The organism is Xanthobacter autotrophicus (assembly GCF_005871085.1).
GTDB lineage: Bacteria > Pseudomonadota > Alphaproteobacteria > Rhizobiales > Xanthobacteraceae > Xanthobacter > Xanthobacter autotrophicus.
This window is the reverse complement of the sequence record NZ_VAUP01000041.1, coordinates 182,779-203,874: the sequence shown is the minus strand read 5'-3', so window position 1 is coordinate 203,874 and position 21,096 is coordinate 182,779. Positions and strand designations below refer to the sequence as shown.

Here is a 21,096-nt window from a genome sequence, read left to right as displayed (position 1 = left end):
GCCCGGGCGGCGGCGTTTTGCGTTTTGGGCCGGTGATGACGCTGGCTCAGGGCGTGATCCGATCAGATTGAATCAAGCCGATCGGCGCGTGCTCCCGGCCGTCGGCGTGCCGGTCAGGACGGCTTGCGAGCCTTGCCGGGCTTGGTGGCGGCCTTCGCCGCGACTTTCGGGGCCGGGGCCTTCGCCACTTCGGATTTTTTGACCTCGGCCTTCACGGCCTTCGCTGCCGGAGCCTTGGCCGGGGTCTTTGCGGCAGAGGTCTTTGCGGCCGGTGTCTTCGCGGCTGGCTTCGCGGGCTTCGCCTCGACCGGCTTGGCGGCGACCTTGGCTTCAGCTTTGGCGGCTGGCTTGGAAGCTGCAGCCTTGGGAGCCGCCTTCGGCGCGGCAGTAGCCTTTACCGCTGGGGCCTTTGCCGCCGTCTCAAGGGTGCCCTTGGTAGCAGCTTTGGCAGCACCCTTGGCCGTCGCCTTCGGCGCGGTCTTGGCCGGTTCAGCCTCGATCTTCGGGGCGGGTGCCTTGGCGGTCTTGGCAGCGGCCTTCACCGGGGCAGTCTTCGCCGGGCTCTTGGCAACGCCCTTGGCCGGGGTATCCGCCTTCGGCGCGACGGCCTTGGCGGCGGTCTTGGCTGCGGGCTTGCTCGTGGGCTTGGCGGCCTTGGCCGGCGCCTTCGCCTCGACTTTGACGGCGGGTGCCGGCTCGGCGGCCTTCGGCGCCGGCTTGGCCTTGGTCACGGGCTTCGCGGCAGGCGTGGCGGCGGGAGTCGGCGCCACGGCCTTGGGCTTGTCCGGGGCCTGGGTGAGGGCGGAGCCGGCCAGCGCCAGGATCTCGTCGTGGGACAGGCTGGAGGGATCCTTCAGCGCCTTCGCCGCGATGGTGCTCACCTTGTCGCTCGTCACTTCCGGCTTCTTCGCCAGTTTCTTGGCCATGACTCATCTCCGAATTCAACGCGCCGGCGCAGAACCTTCGGTCGAATCAAGACGCCCGCCAGCAGTCGATCCATCTCCGGATAGATTTTCAGAATGGTTAACGGCAATTTTTCACCATGTTCGTCAAAGGGTTGGATAGGCGGCTTGACGCCGTCGGACGGGCGTGCGGCCATCTTCTCGGCCGCTGGCGCGGGCAAGGAAGCCAGAATGATTCGCGCCGCGCGGCAGGTGTGTGCCTGTGGGCGCGCGGCTGTCACAGCCGCGTCGGCTGCGTGGCGTAGGGTGCGATTCGGCGGGCGGGATGCCGCCGCAACGTTTTCGAGCCAGGTGGATATCGGTTCGCGGGACGAAGGCGCGCCAGAGCGCGCCGCTCACATTGCATCGTGATCGTATCCCGGCATCCCGATCTTCATCCTGACGCGGGCTCCATCTTTCGGGGCGAGAGAAAGACCCATGCCGATGACCGGACGGCCCACCGTTCTCTTCGTGTGCCCGGACAATGCGGGCACGAGCCTGATGGCGGAAGCCATCGCCCTTCACGGCCACCGGGGGCTACGGCCGTTCAGCGCCGCCGCCTTGGTGCCCGGCGCAGTGGACCCCGCGCTCATCGATTGCCTTCAGGCCGCGCGGGTTCCCGCCGATGGCCTTTCGGCGAAGCCGGCGGGCGTGTTCGGCCTGTCCGGCGCGCCCCGGCTCGACGTGGTGGTGGCGCTCGGGGCGCAGGCCTGGCGCGCCCTGCGGCGCCAGCCCTTCATCGGCCTGCTGCGCTTTGAATTCTGGCAGCTGCCCGAGGTGGCGCGGGACGAAGGCCTTGCCGCCCGGCGTGCCGCCTATCGCACCTTGCTTCCCGACCTCGACGGCGCCATCGGCCGGCTGGAAGAGCGCATCGCCCTGCGCATGGCCCGCGCCGCCGCCTGATGCAAAAGGCCGATGAGCCTGGCTCATCGGCCTTCGGTCAAATCCCAGGCTTAGCGCCCAGAGCGGGGCTCAGTCGGCGATCTTGCCGCCCAGTTCGTCCTCGATATGGATGCGGATGATCTCCTCGAAGGAGCTTTCCGCCACGAAGCCCAGCTCGGTGGCGCGGCGGGGCTCGAACTTGCGCGGCCAGCCGGACACGATCTTCTCGATCACTGAATCGGGTGCGCGGGTGATGCGGGCCACCGCCTTGTCGCCGGCCACCTTGCGCAGCGCCTCGATCTGCTCGCCCACCGTCACCGCGAGGCCCGGCATGGTGAGGTTGCGGCGCGGGCCGACCTTGTCGCCGTCGAGAGTGGCGGCATGGATGAGGAAGCCCACCGCCGAGCGGGGCGAGGCGTGCCAGTGCATGACATCCTCCGACACCGGCAGCACCGCGGCCTGTCCCGCCAGCGGCTCGCGGATGATGCCGGAGAAGAAGCCGGAAGCCGCCTTGTTGGGCAGGCCGGGGCGCACGCAGATGGTGGGCAGGCGGATGCCGATGCCGTCGAAGAAGCCGAGCCGCGTGTAATCCGCCAGCAGCAGCTCGCCCATGGCCTTCTGCGCGCCGTAGGAGGTGAGCGGCGTGGCGAAGAACTCGTCGGGAATGGCATCCGGGAAGGGCGCGCCGAACACCGCGATGGACGAGGTGAAGACCAGGCGCGGCGTGTAGCCCTCCATGAGGCGCACGGCATCGAACAGATGGCGCGTGCCGTCGAGATTGATGCGGTAGCCCTTGTCGAAATCCGCCTCGGCCTCGCCGGAGACGATGGCCGCGAGGTGGAAGATCACGTCGGGCTTTTCCGCCACCACCACCGCCGCCTCGCCGGGCACGGAGAGGTCCGACACCCGCGTGTCGATGGGAAAGGGCGCCTGCGGCGGCTTGGGCGGCACCACGTCATGGGCGGTGAGGCGGGTGATGGGCTTGCCGCCCAGCCGTCCCTCGCGGGCGAGGCGTTCGATGAGCTTGCGGCCGACCATGCCGGCGCCGCCGATGACGAGAATATGCATGTCAGGGGTCCCTCAGGGCCATTCGAGCGAAGCGGCTCGCGGATCGCTCGAAGACGGCGTTTGGCTAAAGGTTCAGGGAACGTCGCGGGGGCGGGCGCCTAGAGCGCCCAGCCGCCGTCGATGATGTGGATCTGCCCGGTGGTGAAGGCGCTCTCGTCGGAGGCGAGATAGAGCGCGAGTGTCGCGATCTCCTCCGGCGTGCCGAGCCGGCCCATGGGCTGGCGGCCGACGAAATCGGCCCGCACGTCGTCCAGCGAGCGGCCGGTCTGGGCCGAGACGGCGGCGATGCGCTCGTCCAGCGAGGGCGACTGGATGGTGCCGGGGCAGATCACGTTGGCGCGCACGCCCTTCAGGATGAAGTCCGCCGCCACCGCCTTGGTGAGGCCGATGACCGCCGCCTTGGAGGCGCCGTAGACATAGCGGTTCGGCACGCCGCGGATGGAGGACGCCGCCGAGGCGATGTTGACGATGGAGCCTTTGCCCTTCTCCAGCATGCCCGGCAGGAATGCCGAGATGGTGCGGTGCATGGCCTTCACATTGAGGTCGAAGGAGAAGTCCCAGTCCTTCTCCGAGGTGTCGAAGATGTTGCCCTGGTGGACGTAGCCGGCGGCATTCACCAGCACGTCCACGGGGCCGATCTCCTTGGCCAGCGCGGCGACGGCCTCGCTGGAGCGCACGTCGAGCTTGCGGGCGGTGCCGGGAAAGCCTTCGAGCTTGGCGGTGTCGAGATCGGTGGCGATCACGCTCGCGCCCTCGCGCACGAAGGCTTCGGCGATGGCCCGGCCGATGCCCTGTCCCGCCGCCGTCACCAGCGCGGTCTTACCCTGAAGTCGTCCAGCCATGGCGTTCCTCTTGAGCTTTTTGGGGTTGGTGAGGCGATGCCTCACAATGCGGCGCGGATGTCCTCCAGCCGCTGCTTCTGACGGCCTTCGGCGTCGAAATTGGCGGGATCGAGCCAGGCCTCGAAGGCGGCCCTGGCGCACGGCCATTCATGGTCGAGCAGGGCGTACCAGGCGGTGTCGCGGCTCAGCCCCTTGATGATCATGTGCTGGCGGAACAGGCCCTCGTAGCTGAAGCCGAGGCGCTCCGCCGCCCGGCGCGAGGGGGCATTGAGGGCGTTGCACTTCCACTCGTAGCGGCGATAGCCGAGATCCTCGAAGGCGTGGCGGGCCATGAGATACATGGCCTCCGTTGCTCCCGGGGTGCGCTGGAGCGCCGGGGTGTAGAGGATGTTGCCCACCTCGATCACCCGGTGCGCCGGCTCGATGCGCATGTAGGTGGCGTGGCCCACCGCGCGGCCGGTCGCGGCCTCGACGATGGCGAACAGCAGCGGGTCGGCCTTGGTGGCGGCCTCGGCGTAAAAGCGCGTGAAGGCGGCTTCGTCCGGGAAGGGGGCGGCGGAGAGATAGGCCCACAGCGCCTCTTTTCCCGGCCCGTGGGAGAGGGCGTAGAGCGAAGCGGCGTGCCGGTCGGCGTCGAACGGCACGATGGCGACGTGACGCCCCTGTAGGGTCACGGGCGCCGGCCGCCGGGCCGGGCCGCCCTCCACAGGGGCGCCCAAGGGCACCGCGTCGGCGACCTCACCGGGGACTGCGCCGGAACGGATGCCCGACGCCGCCTGTTGGCTCATGGGTCTGCTCGCTCAGTGGTTGTCGCGGGGAACGCCCATGGTCTGGGCCACCCGCTGGTACTTCACTGCCGGCTTCAGCACCATGCCCTCGTCGAACTGCGCCACCATGGAACGCTGGATCTCCTGCCAGGGGGTCTGGCTCTGCGGCATGGGGAAGCCGCCGTGGCCCTGCAGGTCGGCCCGGCGCTGGTTGAGCTCCTCCGGGGAGATGAGGATATCGGCGGTGCAGGTATTAAGGTCGATGCGCACCCGGTCGCCGGTCTTCAGCAGGGCGAGGCCGCCGCCGGCCGCCGCTTCCGGCGAGGCGTTCAGGATGGAGGGCGAGCCGGAGGTGCCGGACTGGCGGCCATCGCCGATGCAGGGCAGGGCATGGATGCCCTTCTTGATGAGGGCGGTGGGCGGCTGCATGTTCACCACCTCGGCGCCGCCTGGATAGCCCAGCGGGCCGGTGCCGCGGATGAACAGCAGGGTGTATTCGTCGATGCCCAAGGAGGGATCGTCGATGCGGTGGTGGTAGTCCTCCGGCCCCTCGAACACCACGGCGCGGCCCTCGAAGGCCTCGGGATCGTTGGGGTTGGAGAGGAAGCGGTCGCGGAACTCGGGCGAGATCACCGAGGTCTTCATCACCGCGTTGTCGAACAGGTTGCCGTGCAGCACGATGAAGCCGGCATCCTCCTTCAGGGGCGCGTCATAGGTCTTGATGACCTCGCGGTCCCAGGAGAGCTTGCCCTTGCAGTTCTCGCCGATGGAGCGCCCGTTCACGGTGAGCGCGCCCTCGTGGATCTTGCCCTTCTCGATCAGTTCCGCCACCACCGCCGGCACGCCGCCGGCGCGGTGGAATTCCTCGCCAAGATATTCGCCGGCGGGCTGGAGGTTCACCAGAAGCGGGATCTTGTGGCCCACCGCCTGCCAGTCGTCCACGTTCAGCGGCACGCCCACATGGCGGGAGATGGCGTTGAGGTGGATGGGGGCGTTGGTGGAGCCGCCGATGGCGGAATTCACGCGGATGGCGTTCTCGAACGCCTCGCGGGTGAGGATGTCGGAGGGCTTCAGGTCCTCCCACACCATGTCCACGATGCGCTTGCCGGTGTCGTAGGCGATCTGGCCGCGCTCGCGGTAGGGGGCGGGAATGGCGGCGCAGCCGGGCAGGGACATGCCCAGCGCCTCGGCGAGCGCGTTCATGGTGGAGGCGGTGCCCATGGTGTTGCAATGGCCCACCGACGGGGCGGAGGAGGCCACCACGTCCATGAACTCGTCATAGTCGATCTCGCCGGCGGCGAAGCGCTCGCGGTTCTTCCATACCACGGTACCGGAGCCGGTGCGCTCGCCCTTCCACCAGCCGTTCAGCATGGGGCCGCCGGACAGGACGATGGCCGGGATGTTCACGGTGGCCGCCGCCATGATGCAGGCCGGGGTGGTCTTGTCGCAGCCGGTGGTCAGAACGACACCGTCCAGCGGATAGCCGTACAGGATTTCCACCAGCCCGAGATAGGCGAGGTTGCGGTCGAGGGCGGCGGTGGGCCGCTTGCCGGTCTCCTGGATGGGATGGACCGGGAACTCGAACGGCACCCCGCCCATGGCCTCGATGCCGTCGCGCACGCGCTTGGCAAGGTCGAGGTGGTGGCGGTTGCAGGGGGAGAGGTCCGAGCCGGTCTGGGCGATGCCGATGATGGGTTTGCCCGACTGCAGCTCTTCCCGGGTGAGGCCGAAATTGAGGTAGCGCTCCAGGTACAGCGCCGTCATGCCGGGGTTGTCGGGATTGTCGAACCAGAGCTGGGACCTGAGCTTGAGGCCGTGCTTCTCGGGCTGGTCGCCTTGACCGGACATGGGCGTCTCCATGGGAATCTGTGTGCTCCGGCGTTCCGACGCGCCGGTTCTAATCGATTTGATTTTGGCGATATATGCGCCTCGGCGCGCCGGAAATCAATCAGGATTGGAGCGGCAACAAACAGAAAAGGGCGGCCGAAGCCGCCCTGAGCCAAGCGCGGTACGTCCGCGTTTCAAGTCAAAGTCCGTGCCCGCGATCAGGAGGCAGCGCCGAGGGTGGCGAGGGCCGCGTCGGCGTCGGCGCGGGTGGCGACCACAGTGGCCAGTTCGCCCAGGCCGGTGGTGAGCAGAACCTCCTCCACCGTCGGCGCCGCGCCGAACAGGATCAGGCGCCCGCCCCGGCGGGCCAGAGCCTTGGCGTTGCTGATGAACAGGCGGATGCCGATCGAGGCGACGAAGGGCGTCGCCGACAGGTCCACCAGGGTCGCCTTGGCGTGGCTCGACACGGCGCTGAAGGCGACCTCGATCTGCGCGGTGCCTTCGATGTCGAGCCGACCGTCAAGCATGATGAGAACCTGTTCGGGGCCAAGGGCGTGGGTTTCGATTTTCATGGAGGTGACCGGGCTTGAAGGGCGGCGGCGACCGCGTGGATCGCGTCCAGGGAGTTGCCGGCCTCTATTCCATCGGCATGTTTCAGTTGTGTGTCGCGGGCCGGACGGTTCCGCCTCGCGCTCGCCGAGAGCTTGCCCCGGGAGCTTGCCCAGGGGTTTGCACCACGCCGGGAAGCGTATAATCCATCTCGCACCCGCGATGTTCACCGCTTCACGATCCGCGCGCCCCGCGCGCCAGCCGAACCGCCCCGACGCCGGCCCCCTGCCCGCCGCGGACAGTCCCGGTCGCGCCGCCGGCATGGTGCTCGACCGTGTGGTGCTCGATCGTGGCGCCCGCTCGGTCTTCGCCGGCCTGTCCCTGACCCTGTCCGAGCGCCGCATCGGGCTGGTGGGTGACAACGGCTCGGGCAAGAGCACCCTGCTGCGGCTGCTGAACGGCCTGCTCCTGCCCGATGCGGGAACCGTCACCGTAGCCGGCCTCGACACCCGCAAGGAGCGCCGACGCCTGCCGGCGACCGTGGGCTTCGTGTTCCAGAACGTGGACCACCAGATCATTTTCCCCACGGTGCGGGAGGAGATCGCCTTCGGCCCCATCGCCCAGGGCCGCCCCAAGGCCGAGGCCAATGCCGCCGCCGATCTTCTGCTGGCCCGCCACGGCTGCGCCGGCTGGGGCGAGCGGGCGGTGGCCGACCTCTCCGAGGGCCAGAAGCAACTGGTGTGCATCCTCGCCGCGCTGGCGGCCGGGCCGCGCATCCTGCTGCTGGACGAGCCCTTCTCCAGCCTCGATCTCACCACCCGCCTCGGCTTCGCCGCGCGGCTCGCCGACCTCGACCTCCAGGTGGTCATGGCGAGCCACGATCTGCACCTGTTCGATGGCTTCGACCGGCTGCTGTGGCTGAAGGGCGGCATCATCGCCGCCGACGGCGCGCCGGGGGAAGTCATCCCGCTCTATGAGGCCGATGCCCGCGCCCGCGCGGCCGCGGGGGGCCTGCCGTGATCGCCGGCTATCTCTCCGGCACCAGCCTGCTGCACCGGCTGCCGGCGGGGGTGAAGCTGATCGCGCTCGCCGTGCTGTCGGTCTTCATCCTGCCCATCGGCGATCCGCTGGTGCTGGCCTTTGTGCTCGCGGCGGTGCTGCTGGTCTATGCCAGCTTCGGCCGGCGCGGGGTGCTGCGCATCCTGGAATGGCGCAGCCTGCTGCCGTTGCTCGCCATCATCTTCGCGCTTCAGGTGTGGGCCGCCTCCCTGTCGGTGGCGGTGGCGAGCGTGCTGCGCATCGCGGTGATGGTGCTCATCGCCGATCTAGTCACCCTGTCCACGCGGCTGCAGGACATGATGGACGCCATCGCCGTGCCGCTGAAGCCGCTGGCGCGGTTCGGGGTCGATCCAGAGCGGCTGTCGCTGGCGGTGGCTCTGGTGCTGCGCTTCGTGCCGGTGCTGCTGGAAAGCTGGCGGGGACGCGAGGAGGCCTGGCGCGCCCGCAGCCCGCGCCGGCCGGGGCTGGTGCTCATCGGCGCCTTCTTCTCCGGCGCGCTTTCCACCGCCGACCAGGTGGCGGAAGCCCTCGACGCCCGGGGCTTCGGCATGCCCGATCAGCCGGAGCCGCCCGCCCCGCCCACCTCGTCGCGCCCGAACCCCTGAAGGATCGACCATGGACACCCGCACCCTCGTGCGCATCGCGCTCATCGCCGCCCTCATCGCGGCGCTGGGCTTCGTGCCGCCTATCTACATGCCGCTGGCGGCCGGGGTGCCCATCACCGCCCAGAGCCTCGGCGTGATGCTCGCCGGCCTGCTGCTGGGGGCGCGGGCCGGGGCGGCGGCGGTGGCGCTGTTCGTCTTCGTGGTGCTTTTGGGCGCGCCGCTGCTCGCGGGCGGGCGCGGCGGCCTCGGCATCCTCGCCGGGCCCACCGCCGGCTTCCTCATCGGCTACATCGCCGGGGCCTATGTGGCGGGGCTCCTGGCCGAACGGCTGAAGCTGCCGGCTTTCGCCTCGGCCTTGGTGGCGTCGGTGGTCGGCGGCATCGGCGTGGTCTACCTGTTCGGCATCCCGGTGCTGGCGGCGGCGGCGGGCATCGGCCTGTCCAAGGCGGTGATTGGTGCGGCGGTGTTCCTGCCGGGCGACCTGATCAAGGCGGTGGGCGCCTCGGTGCTGGTCACCACCGTGCTGCGCAACTGGTCGGTGGCGGCGCAGCCGCGCCCGTGAGCATCACCCGCCATCTCGCCCGCCACGGCCCCGAGCGCCCCGACGCGCCGGCCCTGACCTGCGAGGGCGAGAGCATCACCTACAGCGCCCTCGCCGCGCTGGTGCAGCGTATCGCCGCCCGCTTCGGGGACGCGCCCGAAGGCGGTATCGCGCTCGACCTGCCCAACGGCGCGGCGCTGGCGGTGCTGTTCCTCGCGGCCGCCCATGCGGGACGGGAGGGGCAGGTGTTCGACCCCGCCTGGCCGGCGGGACAAAGGGCGGACATCCTCGCCCGCATCCGACCGGGATTGCTGGTGTCGTGCGGTGCGGATGCGGATGTGCGCCTGTCCCCGACACAAGGGCTGGCGGGCCTTGCCGAGGCCATCGGTGCCGGCGCGGACGCGGTGACGGCGCCGCCGGATCCGGACCTACCCTTCCCGGACTTGCCCTTCTATGTGGGCTTCACCTCCGGCTCCACCGGCCTGCCCAAGGGCTATCGCCGCACCCACCGCTCCTGGACCGAGAGCTTCGATGCCGACACCCGCGAATTCGGCATCGGCCCCGGCGACGTGGTGCTGGCGCCGGGGGCGCTCACCCATTCCCTGTTCCTTTATGCGCTGGCGCGGGGCCTCGATGCCGGCGCCCATGTGATCCTGTCGAAAAGCTTCCGCCCCCGCGCGGTGGCGGACCTCGCGCGGCGGCATAAGGCCAGCGTGCTCTTTGGCGTGCCGACCCAGCTCGCCTTGCTGCTGGATCATCTTGCGGCGGAGGGCGCACGGCTGGACCACGTGCGCCTCGTGCTGTGCTCGGGCGCCAAATGGCCGGCGGGACGCAAGGCGCTCTTCTCCATCCACCTGCCCAGGGCCGGTTTCGCCGAATTCTACGGCGCGTCGGAACTCTCCTTCATCACCGTGGCCAAGGGCGACGAGCCAGTGCCAGAGGGCTCCGTGGGCCGGGCCTTCGATGGCGTGCGCCTCGCCATCCGCGACAGGGCCGGCCGGCGCCTGCCCATGGGGCGCACCGGCCTCGTGTTCGTGGAAAGCCCGTTCCTGTTCCTCGACTATGCCACCGGCGACAGCGCCGACCTTTTGCGCCACGGCCCGGAAATCAGCGTCGGTGACATGGGCCGGCTGGACGCCGCCGGCTTCCTCACCCTGGCGGGGCGGGCCAAGCGTATGATCGTGACCTCCGGCAAGAACCTCTATCCCGAAGAGGTGGAGCGGCAGCTGGAGCTGCACCCCGCCATCGCCGCCGCCGCCGTGATGGGCGTGCCTGATGGCAAGCGCGGCGAACGGCTGGTGGCCTTCCTCCAGCCGGAGGAAGGGGCGCAGATGGGGGCATCGGTGACACGGGCGGACCTCGTGGCGTGGCTACGGCCGCGTCTCGCCCTGTTCAAGGTGCCGCGGCTTTATGCGCGGGTCGCCCGCTGGCCGCTGACCGCCTCCGGTAAGACTGATTTCGCCGCCGTCGCCCGCCTGTGGCCGAACGATTGCGAGCTGATCCCATGACCGGTGTCACGCAGGGCCGCGTCGCTCTTCTCGCCGCCAGGCGCACGGCGGTGGTGCCGCGCGGCGGCGCGTTCCGGGACATCGAGCCCTTTGCCCTGGCGGCGGCCCTGATCGGCCCGCTGCTCGCCGAGGCCGGCATCGCGCCCGAGGCGGTGGACGAGGTGATCCTCGGTAATGCCCTGTCCGGCGGCGGCAATGTGGCGCGGGTGGCGGCGCTGGCCGCCGGCCTGCCGCAGCACATCCCGGCGCTGACGCTGGACACCCAGTGCTGCTCGGGCCTCGACGCCATCCGCATGGGCGCGGCCCGCATCGCTGCGGGGGAGGCGCGCTATGTGCTCGCCGGCGGCGTGGAAAGCTTCAGCCGCGCCCCGCTGCGCGCCCATCGCCCGCGCGCGAAAGACGAGGCGCCGCTTTTCTACCGCCAGCCGGCCTTCACCCCCTGGCCGGAGCGCGAGCCGGACCTTGCCGCCGCCGCCGCCGCGCTGGCGCGCGCCGAGGGCATCCCCCGGCAGGCGCAGGAAGCCTTTGCCATGGAAAGCCATCGCCGGGCGCTGGCCGCCGCGCCGCCGGATGGCGAGATCGTGCCGGTGAACGCCATGGCCACGGACCCATTCGCGCGGGCTTTGTCCCCGGCCTTGCTCGCGCGTCTGCCGGTGATCGCAGGGGAGGCGGCCTTTGGCGTCACCGCCGCCACCACGGCGGTGGAGGCGGATGCGGCGGCCCTCGTGCTGCTCGGTCCGGGTGGCGAAGGACGGATCCGGATCGTCGGCGCGCTGGCGCGGGGCGGTGATCCGCTGATGCCGGCATTGGCGCCGGTGGCGGCGGTGGACGCCCTGTGCGCGCGGCTCGGCCTTCATGCGCGCGACATGGATCATGTGGAACTGATGGAGGCCTACGCCGCCCAGGCACTGGCCGGCATCGGGCGGCTGGGCCTTGATCCGGCGCGGGTGAATGCGCAGGGCGGCGCGTTGGCCCGGGGCCATCCCATCGGGGCCTCGGGAGCGGTGCTGGCGGTTCGGGCCTTCCACCGGCTCCGGGCGGCGGGCGGCCGGGCGCTGGTGGCCATCGCCGGGGCGGGCGGCATCGCCAGCGCCATGGTGGTATCACGGCAAGACGAAACCCTCCGGCCGTGGCAGGATTGAAGGATGGGATCTGGACAGGACGCTGAACCGCAGATGGATGCGCAACCGGACACCGCCGGCCCCGCTGTGGCCCCGGCCCCCGCCTCGGCGGCAGGACAGGCGCTGGTGTTCGCGCTCATCGACGTGCTCGACACCCTGAAGGAGGCGATCGAGGATCCGGACCCGGTGGAGATGGTCCATGACGCCCGCAAGGCCATGAAGGAATTGCGGGCCCTGCTGCGCCTCGTGCCCGGCGAGACCGCTTCGGCCCTGCGCCGCCATACGGCGGAGGTGGCGCGTGCCCTGTCCGGCGCCCGCGACAAGGCGGCGGCCTTCGAGGCCATCGACGTGATCGAGGCCGCCGGCCTGCTCATCGCCTGCGACGCGGCGGATGCCCGTGCCGCCATCGGTCCCGATGCGGAGCCGCCAGAGGAGGCCGAGCGCCATCGCGCCGCCCTCACCGCCTTCGGGGCCGAGGTGCGGGCAACGCTCGCGGGGGATTTCGGTGCCGAAGTGGCCGCCGCCGACGTGGGGGCCGGGCTTGTGAAAGCCTACCGCCAGGCCCGGCGCGCGCACTTCGCCGACCCGCACGTCCTGCACGAGACCCGCAAAAGGGTGGTGGCCCATCGCTACCAGATGAGCTTCATCGCCTCCGCCTTCGGGGGGCGGGGGGCCAAGCGCGCCCGCAAGGCGCAGCGCCTGCGGGACATATTGGGCGCCCATCAGGATATCGAGATCCTGCGCCCCATGCTTCAGAGCGCACCGGATCTGGCGGAGGGGACGCGGCTCCGGCTCGACTTCGCCATGGGCCTCGCCCAGAAGCGGCTGAAGAAGAAGGCCGAGCGCCGGCACAAGGCGCTGTTCCGGCTGCGGCCCAAGGCGTTTCTTGCGCGCTATCGGAAGTCTCTCGGGCCGGTCGCATCCATTTGATGAGGGTCAAGGTGCCTTAATCGGCGTCGCGCATGCTCTATCTTTGGATCGCCCTCTCCCGCGCCATGAAAGCGCCCCGAGCACGGGCAAGGAACAGATGTGCGCCGCTGGCGACCCGCCCGGCGGCTCCCGAGTTTGCGAAGAGACCGGCCGATGCCCCTCGAAACCCGCGTTCCGTCCTTGACCCTCGTCCCGACAGCGCCATCGGAGGCGCCCGTCGGGGTGGCCCCGAAAGCCGGGCTGGTCGCGGCTCCGTCCGCTTCTTCGTCCCCCGCGTCCGTGCCGGAGCGTCCCGCCCTGGATTTCTCCCGCCTGCCGGAGTCCGCCCGGATGCTGGCGCAGGTGTGGGCGCGCATGACTTGCCAGGACGACGAGGATTTCGACCGGGGTTCCGGTCCCGAGGCGTTCCGCGCTGTGGACCGGGCGGCGGCCGCGCTGGTGGCGCGGGCTACCAGCGGCATGTCGCCGGCGGCGCTGTCGCTGGCCTATCTCGACTGGTGGATGCATCTGGCAGCGGCCCCCGGCAAGCGGGCGGAGCTGGCGCTGAAGGCGTGGCGCAAGGCGTCGCGGTTCGCCTCCTATGCGGTGGCTTCCAGCCTCGACCGGACCTTGCCCAATTGCATCACCCCTCTGCCGGGCGACGACCGCTTCAGCGCCCCGGTGTGGCAGGACTGGCCCTTTCGCCTCTGGTACCAGGGCTTCCTGCTGAACCAGCAGTGGTGGCACAACGCCACCCATGGCGTGCCCGGCGTCAAGCCCCATGACGAGGCGCTGGTGGCCTTCATGGCGCGGCAATTACTGGACGTGTTCTCGCCCTCCAACTCGCCCCTCACCAATCCGGAGGTCATCCGCCGCACCCGGGAGACGGGCGGGATGAATTTCGTGGAGGGTGTCCGCAACGCGCTGGCCGATTTCGCCCGCAAGGCGAGCGACGCGCCGCCGGTGGGGGCGGAAGCCTTCGCTCCGGGGCAGAACGTGGCGGTGACGCCCGGCGAAGTGGTCTTCCGCAACCACCTCATCGAATTGATCCAGTATCGCGCGACCACCAGCGAGGTGGCGGCCGAGCCGGTGCTGATCGTGCCGGCCTGGATCATGAAATATTACATCCTGGACCTGTCGCCCGAGAACTCGCTGGTGCGCCATCTGGTTTCGAAGGGCCACACGGTGTTCTGCATCTCGTGGCGGAACGTGACCCAGGAGGACCGTCACCTCGGCTTCGACGACTACCGGACGCAGGGCGTCATGGCGGCGCTTGAGGCCATCGAGGCCATCGTGCCCGGCAGCAAGGTGCATGCGGCGGGCTATTGCCTCGGCGGCACGCTCCTGTCGGTGGCCGCCGCCGCCATGGCGCGCGCCAACGATGCGCGGCTTGCTTCGGTCACGCTTCTGGCGGCGCAGACCGACTTCTCCGAGGCGGGCGAACTCCAGCTCTTCGTCGATCCCAGCGAGCTCTATACGCTGGAAAGCATGATGTGGGACCAGGGCTATCTCGCCGCCGGGCAGATGGCCGGGGCATTCCAGATGCTGCGCTCCAACGACCTCGTCTGGTCGCGCCTCGTCCACGAATATCTCATGGGCGAGCGCGCGCCCATGAACGACCTCATGGCCTGGAACGCCGACGCGACCCGCATGCCCTATCGCATGCATTCGGACTATCTGCGCTTCTTCTTCCTCGACAATGACCTCGCCGCCGGCCGCTATCGCGTGGACGGGCGGCCGGTGTCGCTGCTGGATATCCGGGTGCCCCTGTTCGTGGTGGGCACCGAGCGGGACCACGTGGCGCCGTGGCGGTCGGTGTTCAAGATCCACCAGCTCACCGACACCGACGTGACCTTCGTGCTCACCTCCGGCGGGCACAATGCGGGCATCGTGAGCGAGCCGGGGCACAAGCACCGGCACTTCCGCCTGCATGAGACCCGGTATGGCGACATGCACCTGGGTCCGGACGAATGGATGGAGGCGACGAAGCCGCAGGATGGTTCCTGGTGGCTCGCCTGGGAGGCCTGGCTGGCAGCGCGCTCCACCGGGCCGGTGGGCCTGCCGAAGATCGGCGGCCCCGGCTATCCCGCGCTCGGCCCGGCGCCGGGCACCTATGTGATGCAGCGCTGAGGGCTTCCCGCTCCGGGGGTCACGGCACCAGCACGGCCGCGCCCTTGAGCCGGCCGTGACGCAGGTCGTCGAGGGCTTCGTTGGCCTGTGCCAGCGGGTAGGGCGTCACATGGGTGGTGACGCCGGCCTTGGGTGCCAGCGCCAGGAATTCGTGGGCGTCCGCCCGGGTCAGGTTCGCCACCGACAGGATCTTTCGCTCCTCCCACAGCCATCGGTAGGGGAAGGAGGGGATGTCGCTCATGTGGATGCCGCCGCACACCACGCGCCCGCCCTTTCGCACCGCCCGTAGCGCCTGCGGCACCAGCTCCCCCGCCGGGGCGAAGATGAGGGCGGCGTCCAGCAGCTCGGGAGCGGGGGCGTCGGAGGGGCCGGCATAGACGGCGCCGAGGGAACGGGCGAAATCCTGCGCCGCCTCATCCCCGGGCCGGGTGAAGGCATAGATCTCCCGGCCCTGAAAGCGGGCCACCTGGGCGATGATGTGCGCCGCCGCGCCGAAACCGTAGAGGCCGAGGCGCCGTCCCTCCCCCGCCATCTTCAGGGTGCGCCAGCCGATGAGGCCGGCGCAGAGCAACGGCGCCAGCGCGGTGTCGTCACCCCCTTCGCCGAGGGGATAGACGAAGCTGGCATCCGCCGCCGTGTGGGTGGCGAAGCCGCCATCCCGCGTGCAGCCGGTGAAGACCGGGGTGTCGCAGAGGTTTTCCTCCTGCGCGGCGCAATAGGGGCAGGTGCCGCAGGCGTGGCCAAGCCAGCCCACGCCCACCCGCTCCCCGAGCCTGAGATGGGACACACCGGCGCCGAGGGCCGCCACCCGCCCGACGATCTCATGGCCGGGCACGATGGGCAGCAGGGTCTGGGGCAGTTCGCCGTCCACCACATGGAGGTCGGTGCGGCAGACACCGCAGGCGGTGACCTTGATCACCACCTCGCCCGGCCCCGCGACGGGATCGGGCCGCTCCTGCGCGACCAACCTGTCGCCGCTGCGCTTCAGGACCATGGCGAGCATGCGGACCTCCGAGAATAGACCGATGGCGGGTGAGAGAAGCTCACCCGCCATCGGTCAAGCCCGCGCGGCGTTTGAGCGTAACCCGCTCGGCGTCGGTCGAACACCGAGGCCGATGGTATAAAGGGCAAGGTTCGCACCCTTGCGGCCATGGCGCCAATGATCTTGAGCAAGCTGCGTCGGCGTGCGCCGCGTCAGCTGCCGCCGATGAAGATGCCTGCCGCCAGCACCAGCGCGCCGCCCAGCACCACCTGCATCACCGAGCGCCAGAACGGCGTTTCCATGAAGCGGTTCTGGATGAAGGCGATGGCCCAGAGTTCGATGAACACCACGATGATGGCGATGACCGTCGCGGTCCAGAACTCGGGGATCAGGTAGGGCAGGGCATGGCCGAGGCCGCCCACCGCCGTCATCACGCCGGAGGCGATGCCGCGCTTGATGGGCGAGCCGCGGCCGGAGATGACGCCGTCGTCGTGGATCGCCTCGGTGAAGCCCATGGAGATGCCCGCGCCCACCGCTGCGGCGAGGCCCACCAGCAGGGTGGTGTGGGAATCCTGGGTGGCGAAGGCGGTGGCGAAGATGGGGGCAAGGGTGGAGACCGAGCCGTCCATGAGGCCGGCCAGGCCCGGCTGCACCCAGGTGAGCACGAACTGGCGGTGGGCCTTCTCGTTCTCCTCGGAACGCTTGTCCACTGGCAGGTAGCGGTCGGCCAGCGCGCCGGCGATCTCCTCGTGCTGCAATTCGGTCTGATAGAGGCTTTCCAGCAGCTTAGCTGTGCCGGGATCGGTCGCCTTCTTCTTGGCCTGAAGGTAGAAATTGGCGGATTCATCTTCCATCCGCCCGACCTCAGCGCGGACGCGCTCAAGGCCGAGATTGACCACCGCCCACACCGGGCGGCGATGGTAATAGCCGGCGATGCTCTCGCGCCGGATCAGCGGCACGTGGGGGCCGTAGCGGCGCTCATATTCGCGGGTGAGGCTGGTGGCATGACCGCGCTCCTGGGCCGCCATGGCCTCGAACACCTTGGCGGTGTCCGGATAGTCTTTGCGCAGGGTCTCGGCATAATCGGTGTAGGTGTAGGCGTCGTCCTCTTCCGAGGAGATGGCGAGGGCGAGGATTTCCTGTTCGGACAGATCGGCGAACCGACGGCGCCCGGGGAAAAAGCGCGACATCCCGGATGACTCCAAATTAGAATATTTCTAATATCATTAGACTAGCGATGGTTCGCAAAGGCAATGCGACCGCATGGCCACGGGCAGGGAGAGATGGATGCCCGGGGCGGCACCGACAGTGATGGGCGTCGGCCTGGCGCGCAACCGCTACCTCCTGCTGACGGCCGCCGTGCTGCCCCTGGTCGTCGGCCTCGGCCTGCTGGTGGCGGGGCAGGATCGCGCGGCGTTCTTCGCCTTCGTGGCCGGCACCCTGCCGGTGCTCGCGGTGCTGGTGTTCGACATCGCGCGGGCGCTGGGGGAAGGGCGGTTCGGCCTCGACCTGCTCGCGGCCCTCTCCATGGCCACGGCGCTGGCCTTCGGCGAGCCGCTGGCGGGCAATGTGGTCGCCCTCATGTATGCGGGCGGCCAGCAGCTGGAGCGCTTCGCCGAAGGCCGCGCCCGGCGGGAGATGACCGCGCTCGCCGCCCGCGCCCCGCGCTCGGCACTGCTGCGGGAGGGCGACACGCTGCGCGAGGTCCCCATCGGGGTGCTGAAGGGCGGCGACCTCATCGTGGTGCGGCAAGGCGACACCATCCCCGCCGACGGGCGCATCTGCGGCGGGCCGGCGGTGCTCGACCAGTCCTCCCTCACCGGCGAGGCGCACCCGGTGCGGCTCGAGGAGGGGGAGGAGGGGCCATCCGGCGCCGTGAACGTGGGCGGCGCCTTCGACGTGCGGGTGCTGAGGCCGGCGGACGAGAGCACCTATGCGGCCATCGTCCGCCTGGTGGAGGCCGCCGCCGCCAGCCGCGCCCCCATGGCGCGCCTCGCGGACCGCTATGCCCTCGGCTTCCTGATGGTGTCACTGGGGCTGGCGCTGGCGGCGGCGTTCCTCTCCGGCGATCCGCGTCGGGCGCTGGCGGTGCTGGTGGTGGCGACCCCGTGCCCGCTCATCCTCGCGGTGCCGGTGGCGCTCATGGCCGGCCTGTCGCGGGCGGCCAAACGCGGGGTGCTGGTGAAAAGCGGCGGCGCGCTGGAGAAGCTTGCCGCCGTGCGGGCGCTGGTGATCGACAAGACCGGTACGTTGACCCACGGCCGGGCCCAGCTTCAGGAGATCCGCGCCGCGCCGGACTTCGCCCCCGACGAGGTGCTGCGCCTCGCCGCCGCGCTGGACCAGGCCTCCAGCCATGTGGTGGCGGCGGCGCTGGTGGCGGCGGCCAAGGCGCGCGGCCTCGCTCTCGCCGTGCCGGAGTGTGTGGAGGAAGAAGGCGGTGTCGGCGTCACCGGGCGGGTGGAAGGCCGGGAGGTGGCGGTGGGCGGCTATGCCTTCGTCGCGGCGCGGGCCACCGGCGACGGGGACGCCCTGCGCGCCAGCCTGCCGGCGGCAAGCGCGGTGGTCGCGGTGGCCATCGACGGATGCTTTGCCGGCCTGCTCATTCTCGCCGACCAGGTGCGGGACGATGCGGGCGAGATGGTGCGGGCGCTCCGGGCCGGCGGTGTGGACCACATCGCCCTCGCTTCGGGCGACCGGGTGGAGGCGGTGGAGGCGCTGGGCCGCAGCCTCGACCTCGACAGCTGGGCCGGCGACCTTCAGCCCGGCGGCAAGGTCTCCCACGTTACCGATGCCCGTGCCCGCGCTCATGCGCGGCTCGCCTCGGGCACGGTGATGATGGTGGGGGACGGGGTCAACGACGCCCCGGCGCTGGCCGCCGCCGACGTGGGCGTGGCGCTGGGCGCGCGCGGCGCCGCCGCCTCCGCCGAGGTGGCGGACGTGGTGCTGCTGGTGGACCGCCTGGATCGGCTCGCCGAAGCCATGGCCATCGCCCGGCGGGCGCTCGCCATCGCGCGGCAGAGCGTGTTCGTGGGCATCGCCCTGTCGCTCGTGGGCATGCTGGCCGCGGCCTTCGGCCTTCTGGAGCCGGTGGCGGGGGCGCTGTTGCAGGAAGCCATCGACGTGGCGGTGATCCTCAACGCCCTGCGAGTGCTGATCCCCGGGCCGGGGGAGGGGTGAGGGCCTACCCACTTGGCATCGGGCGAAGACAAAAGGCCGATGGCATGAGGCACAAAAAAAAGCCGGCCGCCCCTTCGGACGGCCGGCGCTTGGTCTTTCGCAGGTCAGATCACTCCGAGACGCTCACTCGGAAATCTTGCGCGCCCGGCTGCCGAGGGTGCGCAGGCGCAAAGCGTTAAGCTTGATGAAGCCCGCCGCGTCGCGGTGGTCGTAGGCGACCGCGCCTTCCTCGAAGGTGACCAGCTCCTGATTATAGAGCGAATAGGGGCTCTTGCGGCCGATGACCGTGGCGTTGCCCTTGTAGAGCTTCACGGTGACTTCGCCGGTCACATAGGCCTGGGAATGGTCGATGGCGGCCTGCAGCATCTCCCGCTCGGGGGAGAACCAGAAGCCGTTATAGATCAGCTCCGCGTAGCGGGGCATCAGCTCGTCCTTGAGGTGCGCCGCGCCGCGATCGAGCGTGATGCTCTCGATGCCGCGATGGGCGGCAAGCAGGATGGTGCCGCCGGGGGTCTCGTAGACGCCGCGGCTCTTCATGCCCACGAAGCGGTTTTCCACCAGGTCCAGGCGGCCGATGCCGTTGGCCTTGCCCAGCTCGTTGAGCTTGGTGAGCAGGCTCGCGGGGGACAGGGCCTCACCGTTGATGGCCACCGCGTCGCCCTTGTCGAAGGCGATGGTGATGAGGGTCGCCTCGTCGGGAGCCTCCTCGGGGGAGATGGTGCGCTGGAAGACATAGTCCGGCGCGTCCTCGGCCGGGTCTTCCAGCACCTTGCCCTCGGAGGAGGAGTGCAGGAGGTTCGCGTCCACCGAGAACGGCGCCTCGCCGCGCTTGTCCTTGGCGATGGGGATCTGGTGCTGTTCGGCGAACTCCAGCAGGCGGGTGCGGGAGGTGAGGTCCCATTCGCGCCAGGGGGCGATCACGGTGATGTCGGGCTCGAGGGCATAATAGGCCAGCTCGAAGCGCACCTGGTCGTTGCCCTTGCCGGTGGCGCCGTGGGAGACGGCGTCGGCGCCCATCTTGCGGGCGATCTCGATCTGCTTCTTGGCGATCAGGGGCCGGGCGATGGAGGTGCCAAGCAGGTACAGCCCCTCATAGACCGCATTGGCGCGGAACATGGGGAAGACGTATTCGGCGACGAATTCCTCGCGCACGTCCTCGATAAAGATGTTCTCGTCCTTGATGCCGAGCAGCTGCGCCTTCTTGCGCGCCGGCTCCAGCTCCTCGCCCTGCCCGAGATCGGCGGTGAAGGTGATCACCTCGCAATTGTAGGTGGTCTGGAGCCATTTCAGGATCACGGAGGTGTCGAGGCCACCGGAATAGGCCAGCACCACCTTCTTCACGTCACGCGCCATCAGGTCTCTCGGGAGTTTTGCAGGGATGGGAAAGGGCGGCGCGGACTATAGGCCCGTGCGAGGCGGAGGCAAGGGCCGGCGCCGGACCCTGCGCCAAACGCGCTGGATGAGGGTCCGCAGCTTCAGCCCGGTCCGGCCGATGATGAGTTCGACTGCTGCGTCGCTCGGGGCGCCCTTGCGGTCGTAGAGAAAATAGCGCGTCAGCACCACGAGCACGATCACCAGCACGCCGGAGAACACCACGTCGGTGAAGAAGTGGCCGCCGAAGGCGATGCGCAGCCCCCCCGCCACGCTGGCGAACACCACCGCCGCCACCATGGCCACCGCCCCGGCCGGGCCGGGCACGAGGCTGGCGGGCGCCGTCATCCAGAACCCCAGCGCGCCCTCGCCGGAGACGAAGGAGCAATTGCCGGGGCAGGTGCCGTCGGTCTCATACCAGGACTTGAAGGCGTCGCGGCCGCCGAAGGTATCCACATGCACCGGTCGGGGCCGCCCCCATTCCTGCTTCAGGATGCCGTTGACGAGCAGGCCCGGCCCCACCGCCATGGTGAAGGCGAGCAGCACGGCGGCCCGCGCCGGCATGAACATCTTGCGGCGCGGGAACAGCAGCTTCAGCACGATGGCGGCGAAGGCCGGCGCGGCGATGGCCCAGGGGATCCAGTTGGCGAGATTGCGCACGGTTTGCGCCCAGGGCGCGCCGGCGAGGACGAAATGGCGCCCCTGCGCATCCCAGAACAGGCTGGCGATGGCCATGTCCCAGTCCGGGAACACGGTGAACAGGATCGCCACCGCGGCGCCGATCACCAGCGCGAAGAACAGCACCCACTTCAAGGCG

Annotated in this window: 19 protein-coding genes; 9 read left to right on the top strand and 10 right to left on the bottom strand. The window is 70.0% G+C overall.

Annotated features, from left to right (window positions below; genetic code table 11):
• Positions 1-113: 113 nt before the first annotated feature.
• Positions 114-926, bottom strand: a complete 813-nt coding sequence (locus tag FBQ73_RS21480) for a transcriptional regulator (protein WP_138401519.1) — start codon at positions 924-926, stop codon at positions 114-116.
• Between the two features lie 453 nt (positions 927-1,379).
• Between FBQ73_RS21480 and FBQ73_RS21475 the strand changes: the two genes are divergently transcribed.
• Positions 1,380-1,844 (top strand): arsenate reductase/protein-tyrosine-phosphatase family protein, encoded by a 465-nt coding sequence (locus FBQ73_RS21475; protein WP_138401518.1) that lies wholly within the window; start codon positions 1,380-1,382, stop codon positions 1,842-1,844.
• 69 nt (positions 1,845-1,913) lie between these two features.
• Here the strand turns inward: FBQ73_RS21475 and denD are convergent, their stop codons facing one another.
• From denD to FBQ73_RS22870, 5 genes are all read right to left on the bottom strand, one after another.
• Positions 1,914-2,891, bottom strand: coding sequence for a D-erythronate dehydrogenase (gene denD, locus FBQ73_RS21470; RefSeq protein ID WP_138401517.1), 978 nt, complete (start codon positions 2,889-2,891; stop codon positions 1,914-1,916).
• A gap of 98 nt (positions 2,892-2,989) precedes the next feature.
• Complete coding sequence (locus tag FBQ73_RS21465) at positions 2,990-3,733, bottom strand: SDR family oxidoreductase (protein WP_138401516.1); 744 nt, start codon at positions 3,731-3,733, stop codon at positions 2,990-2,992.
• A 41-nt stretch (positions 3,734-3,774) separates the two neighbouring features.
• Positions 3,775-4,521, bottom strand: coding sequence for a GNAT family N-acetyltransferase (locus FBQ73_RS21460; protein ID WP_138401515.1), 747 nt, complete (start codon positions 4,519-4,521; stop codon positions 3,775-3,777).
• Positions 4,522-4,533: 12 nt separating this feature from the next.
• Positions 4,534-6,348 (bottom strand): IlvD/Edd family dehydratase, encoded by a 1,815-nt coding sequence (locus FBQ73_RS21455; protein ID WP_138401514.1) that lies wholly within the window; start codon positions 6,346-6,348, stop codon positions 4,534-4,536.
• Positions 6,349-6,545: 197 nt separating this feature from the next.
• The gene (locus tag FBQ73_RS22870) at positions 6,546-6,899 is read right to left on the bottom strand and encodes an STAS domain-containing protein (protein ID WP_170219003.1); all 354 of its coding nucleotides are present in this window, start codon (positions 6,897-6,899) and stop codon (positions 6,546-6,548) included.
• Between the two features lie 298 nt (positions 6,900-7,197).
• Between FBQ73_RS22870 and FBQ73_RS21445 the strand changes: the two genes are divergently transcribed.
• The 7 genes from FBQ73_RS21445 (at position 7,198) to FBQ73_RS21415 (ending at position 14,749) form a co-directional block, all read left to right on the top strand.
• Positions 7,198-7,896 (top strand): energy-coupling factor ABC transporter ATP-binding protein, encoded by a 699-nt coding sequence (locus FBQ73_RS21445; RefSeq protein ID WP_170219002.1) that lies wholly within the window; start codon positions 7,198-7,200, stop codon positions 7,894-7,896.
• On the top strand, positions 7,893-8,540 hold the full coding sequence (locus FBQ73_RS21440; protein ID WP_138401511.1) for an energy-coupling factor transporter transmembrane component T family protein: 648 nt from the start codon (positions 7,893-7,895) through the stop codon (positions 8,538-8,540). The genes FBQ73_RS21445 and FBQ73_RS21440 overlap by 4 nt, the downstream gene beginning before the upstream one ends.
• Before the next feature lie 10 nt (positions 8,541-8,550).
• Positions 8,551-9,102 carry a biotin transporter BioY gene (locus FBQ73_RS21435; protein ID WP_138401510.1) on the top strand — a complete coding sequence of 184 codons (552 nt, stop codon included), beginning with the start codon at positions 8,551-8,553 and terminating at the stop codon, positions 9,100-9,102.
• Positions 9,099-10,589 (top strand): AMP-binding protein, encoded by a 1,491-nt coding sequence (locus tag FBQ73_RS21430; protein ID WP_138401509.1) that lies wholly within the window; start codon positions 9,099-9,101, stop codon positions 10,587-10,589. The genes FBQ73_RS21435 and FBQ73_RS21430 overlap by 4 nt, the downstream gene beginning before the upstream one ends.
• Positions 10,586-11,731, top strand: a complete 1,146-nt coding sequence (locus FBQ73_RS21425) for a thiolase family protein (RefSeq protein ID WP_138401508.1) — start codon at positions 10,586-10,588, stop codon at positions 11,729-11,731. Before FBQ73_RS21430 ends, FBQ73_RS21425 begins: the two co-directional genes overlap by 4 nt.
• Before the next feature lie 33 nt (positions 11,732-11,764).
• Positions 11,765-12,640: a CHAD domain-containing protein gene (locus FBQ73_RS21420; protein WP_170219001.1), complete on the top strand. Its 876-nt coding sequence runs from the start codon at positions 11,765-11,767 to the stop codon at positions 12,638-12,640.
• 354 nt (positions 12,641-12,994) lie between these two features.
• Positions 12,995-14,749 carry a PHA/PHB synthase family protein gene (locus FBQ73_RS21415; RefSeq protein ID WP_246089881.1) on the top strand — a complete coding sequence of 585 codons (1,755 nt, stop codon included), beginning with the start codon at positions 12,995-12,997 and terminating at the stop codon, positions 14,747-14,749.
• Positions 14,750-14,768: 19 nt separating this feature from the next.
• Here FBQ73_RS21415 and FBQ73_RS21410 read toward each other — a convergent pair whose 3' ends face one another.
• Together FBQ73_RS21410 and mbfA are read right to left on the bottom strand one after the other, a co-directional pair.
• Positions 14,769-15,752, bottom strand: a complete 984-nt coding sequence (locus tag FBQ73_RS21410) for a zinc-dependent alcohol dehydrogenase family protein (RefSeq protein WP_138401506.1) — start codon at positions 15,750-15,752, stop codon at positions 14,769-14,771.
• A 191-nt stretch (positions 15,753-15,943) separates the two neighbouring features.
• Entirely contained in the window at positions 15,944-16,921 is a 978-nt protein-coding gene (mbfA, locus tag FBQ73_RS21405; protein WP_138401505.1) for an iron exporter MbfA, read from the bottom strand.
• A 97-nt stretch (positions 16,922-17,018) separates the two neighbouring features.
• On the opposite strand from mbfA, the gene FBQ73_RS21400 reads away from it, so the two are divergent.
• Positions 17,019-18,908, top strand: coding sequence for a heavy metal translocating P-type ATPase (locus tag FBQ73_RS21400; RefSeq protein ID WP_138401504.1), 1,890 nt, complete (start codon positions 17,019-17,021; stop codon positions 18,906-18,908).
• 123 nt (positions 18,909-19,031) lie between these two features.
• On the opposite strand, the gene FBQ73_RS21395 is transcribed toward FBQ73_RS21400, so the two are convergent.
• Positions 19,032-20,261: an argininosuccinate synthase gene (locus FBQ73_RS21395; RefSeq protein WP_138401503.1), complete on the bottom strand. Its 1,230-nt coding sequence runs from the start codon at positions 20,259-20,261 to the stop codon at positions 19,032-19,034.
• Positions 20,262-20,306: 45 nt separating this feature from the next.
• Positions 20,307-20,843 (bottom strand): phosphatase PAP2 family protein, encoded by a 537-nt coding sequence (locus tag FBQ73_RS21390; protein ID WP_449353884.1) that lies wholly within the window; start codon positions 20,841-20,843, stop codon positions 20,307-20,309.
• Positions 20,844-21,096 lie beyond the last annotated feature (253 nt).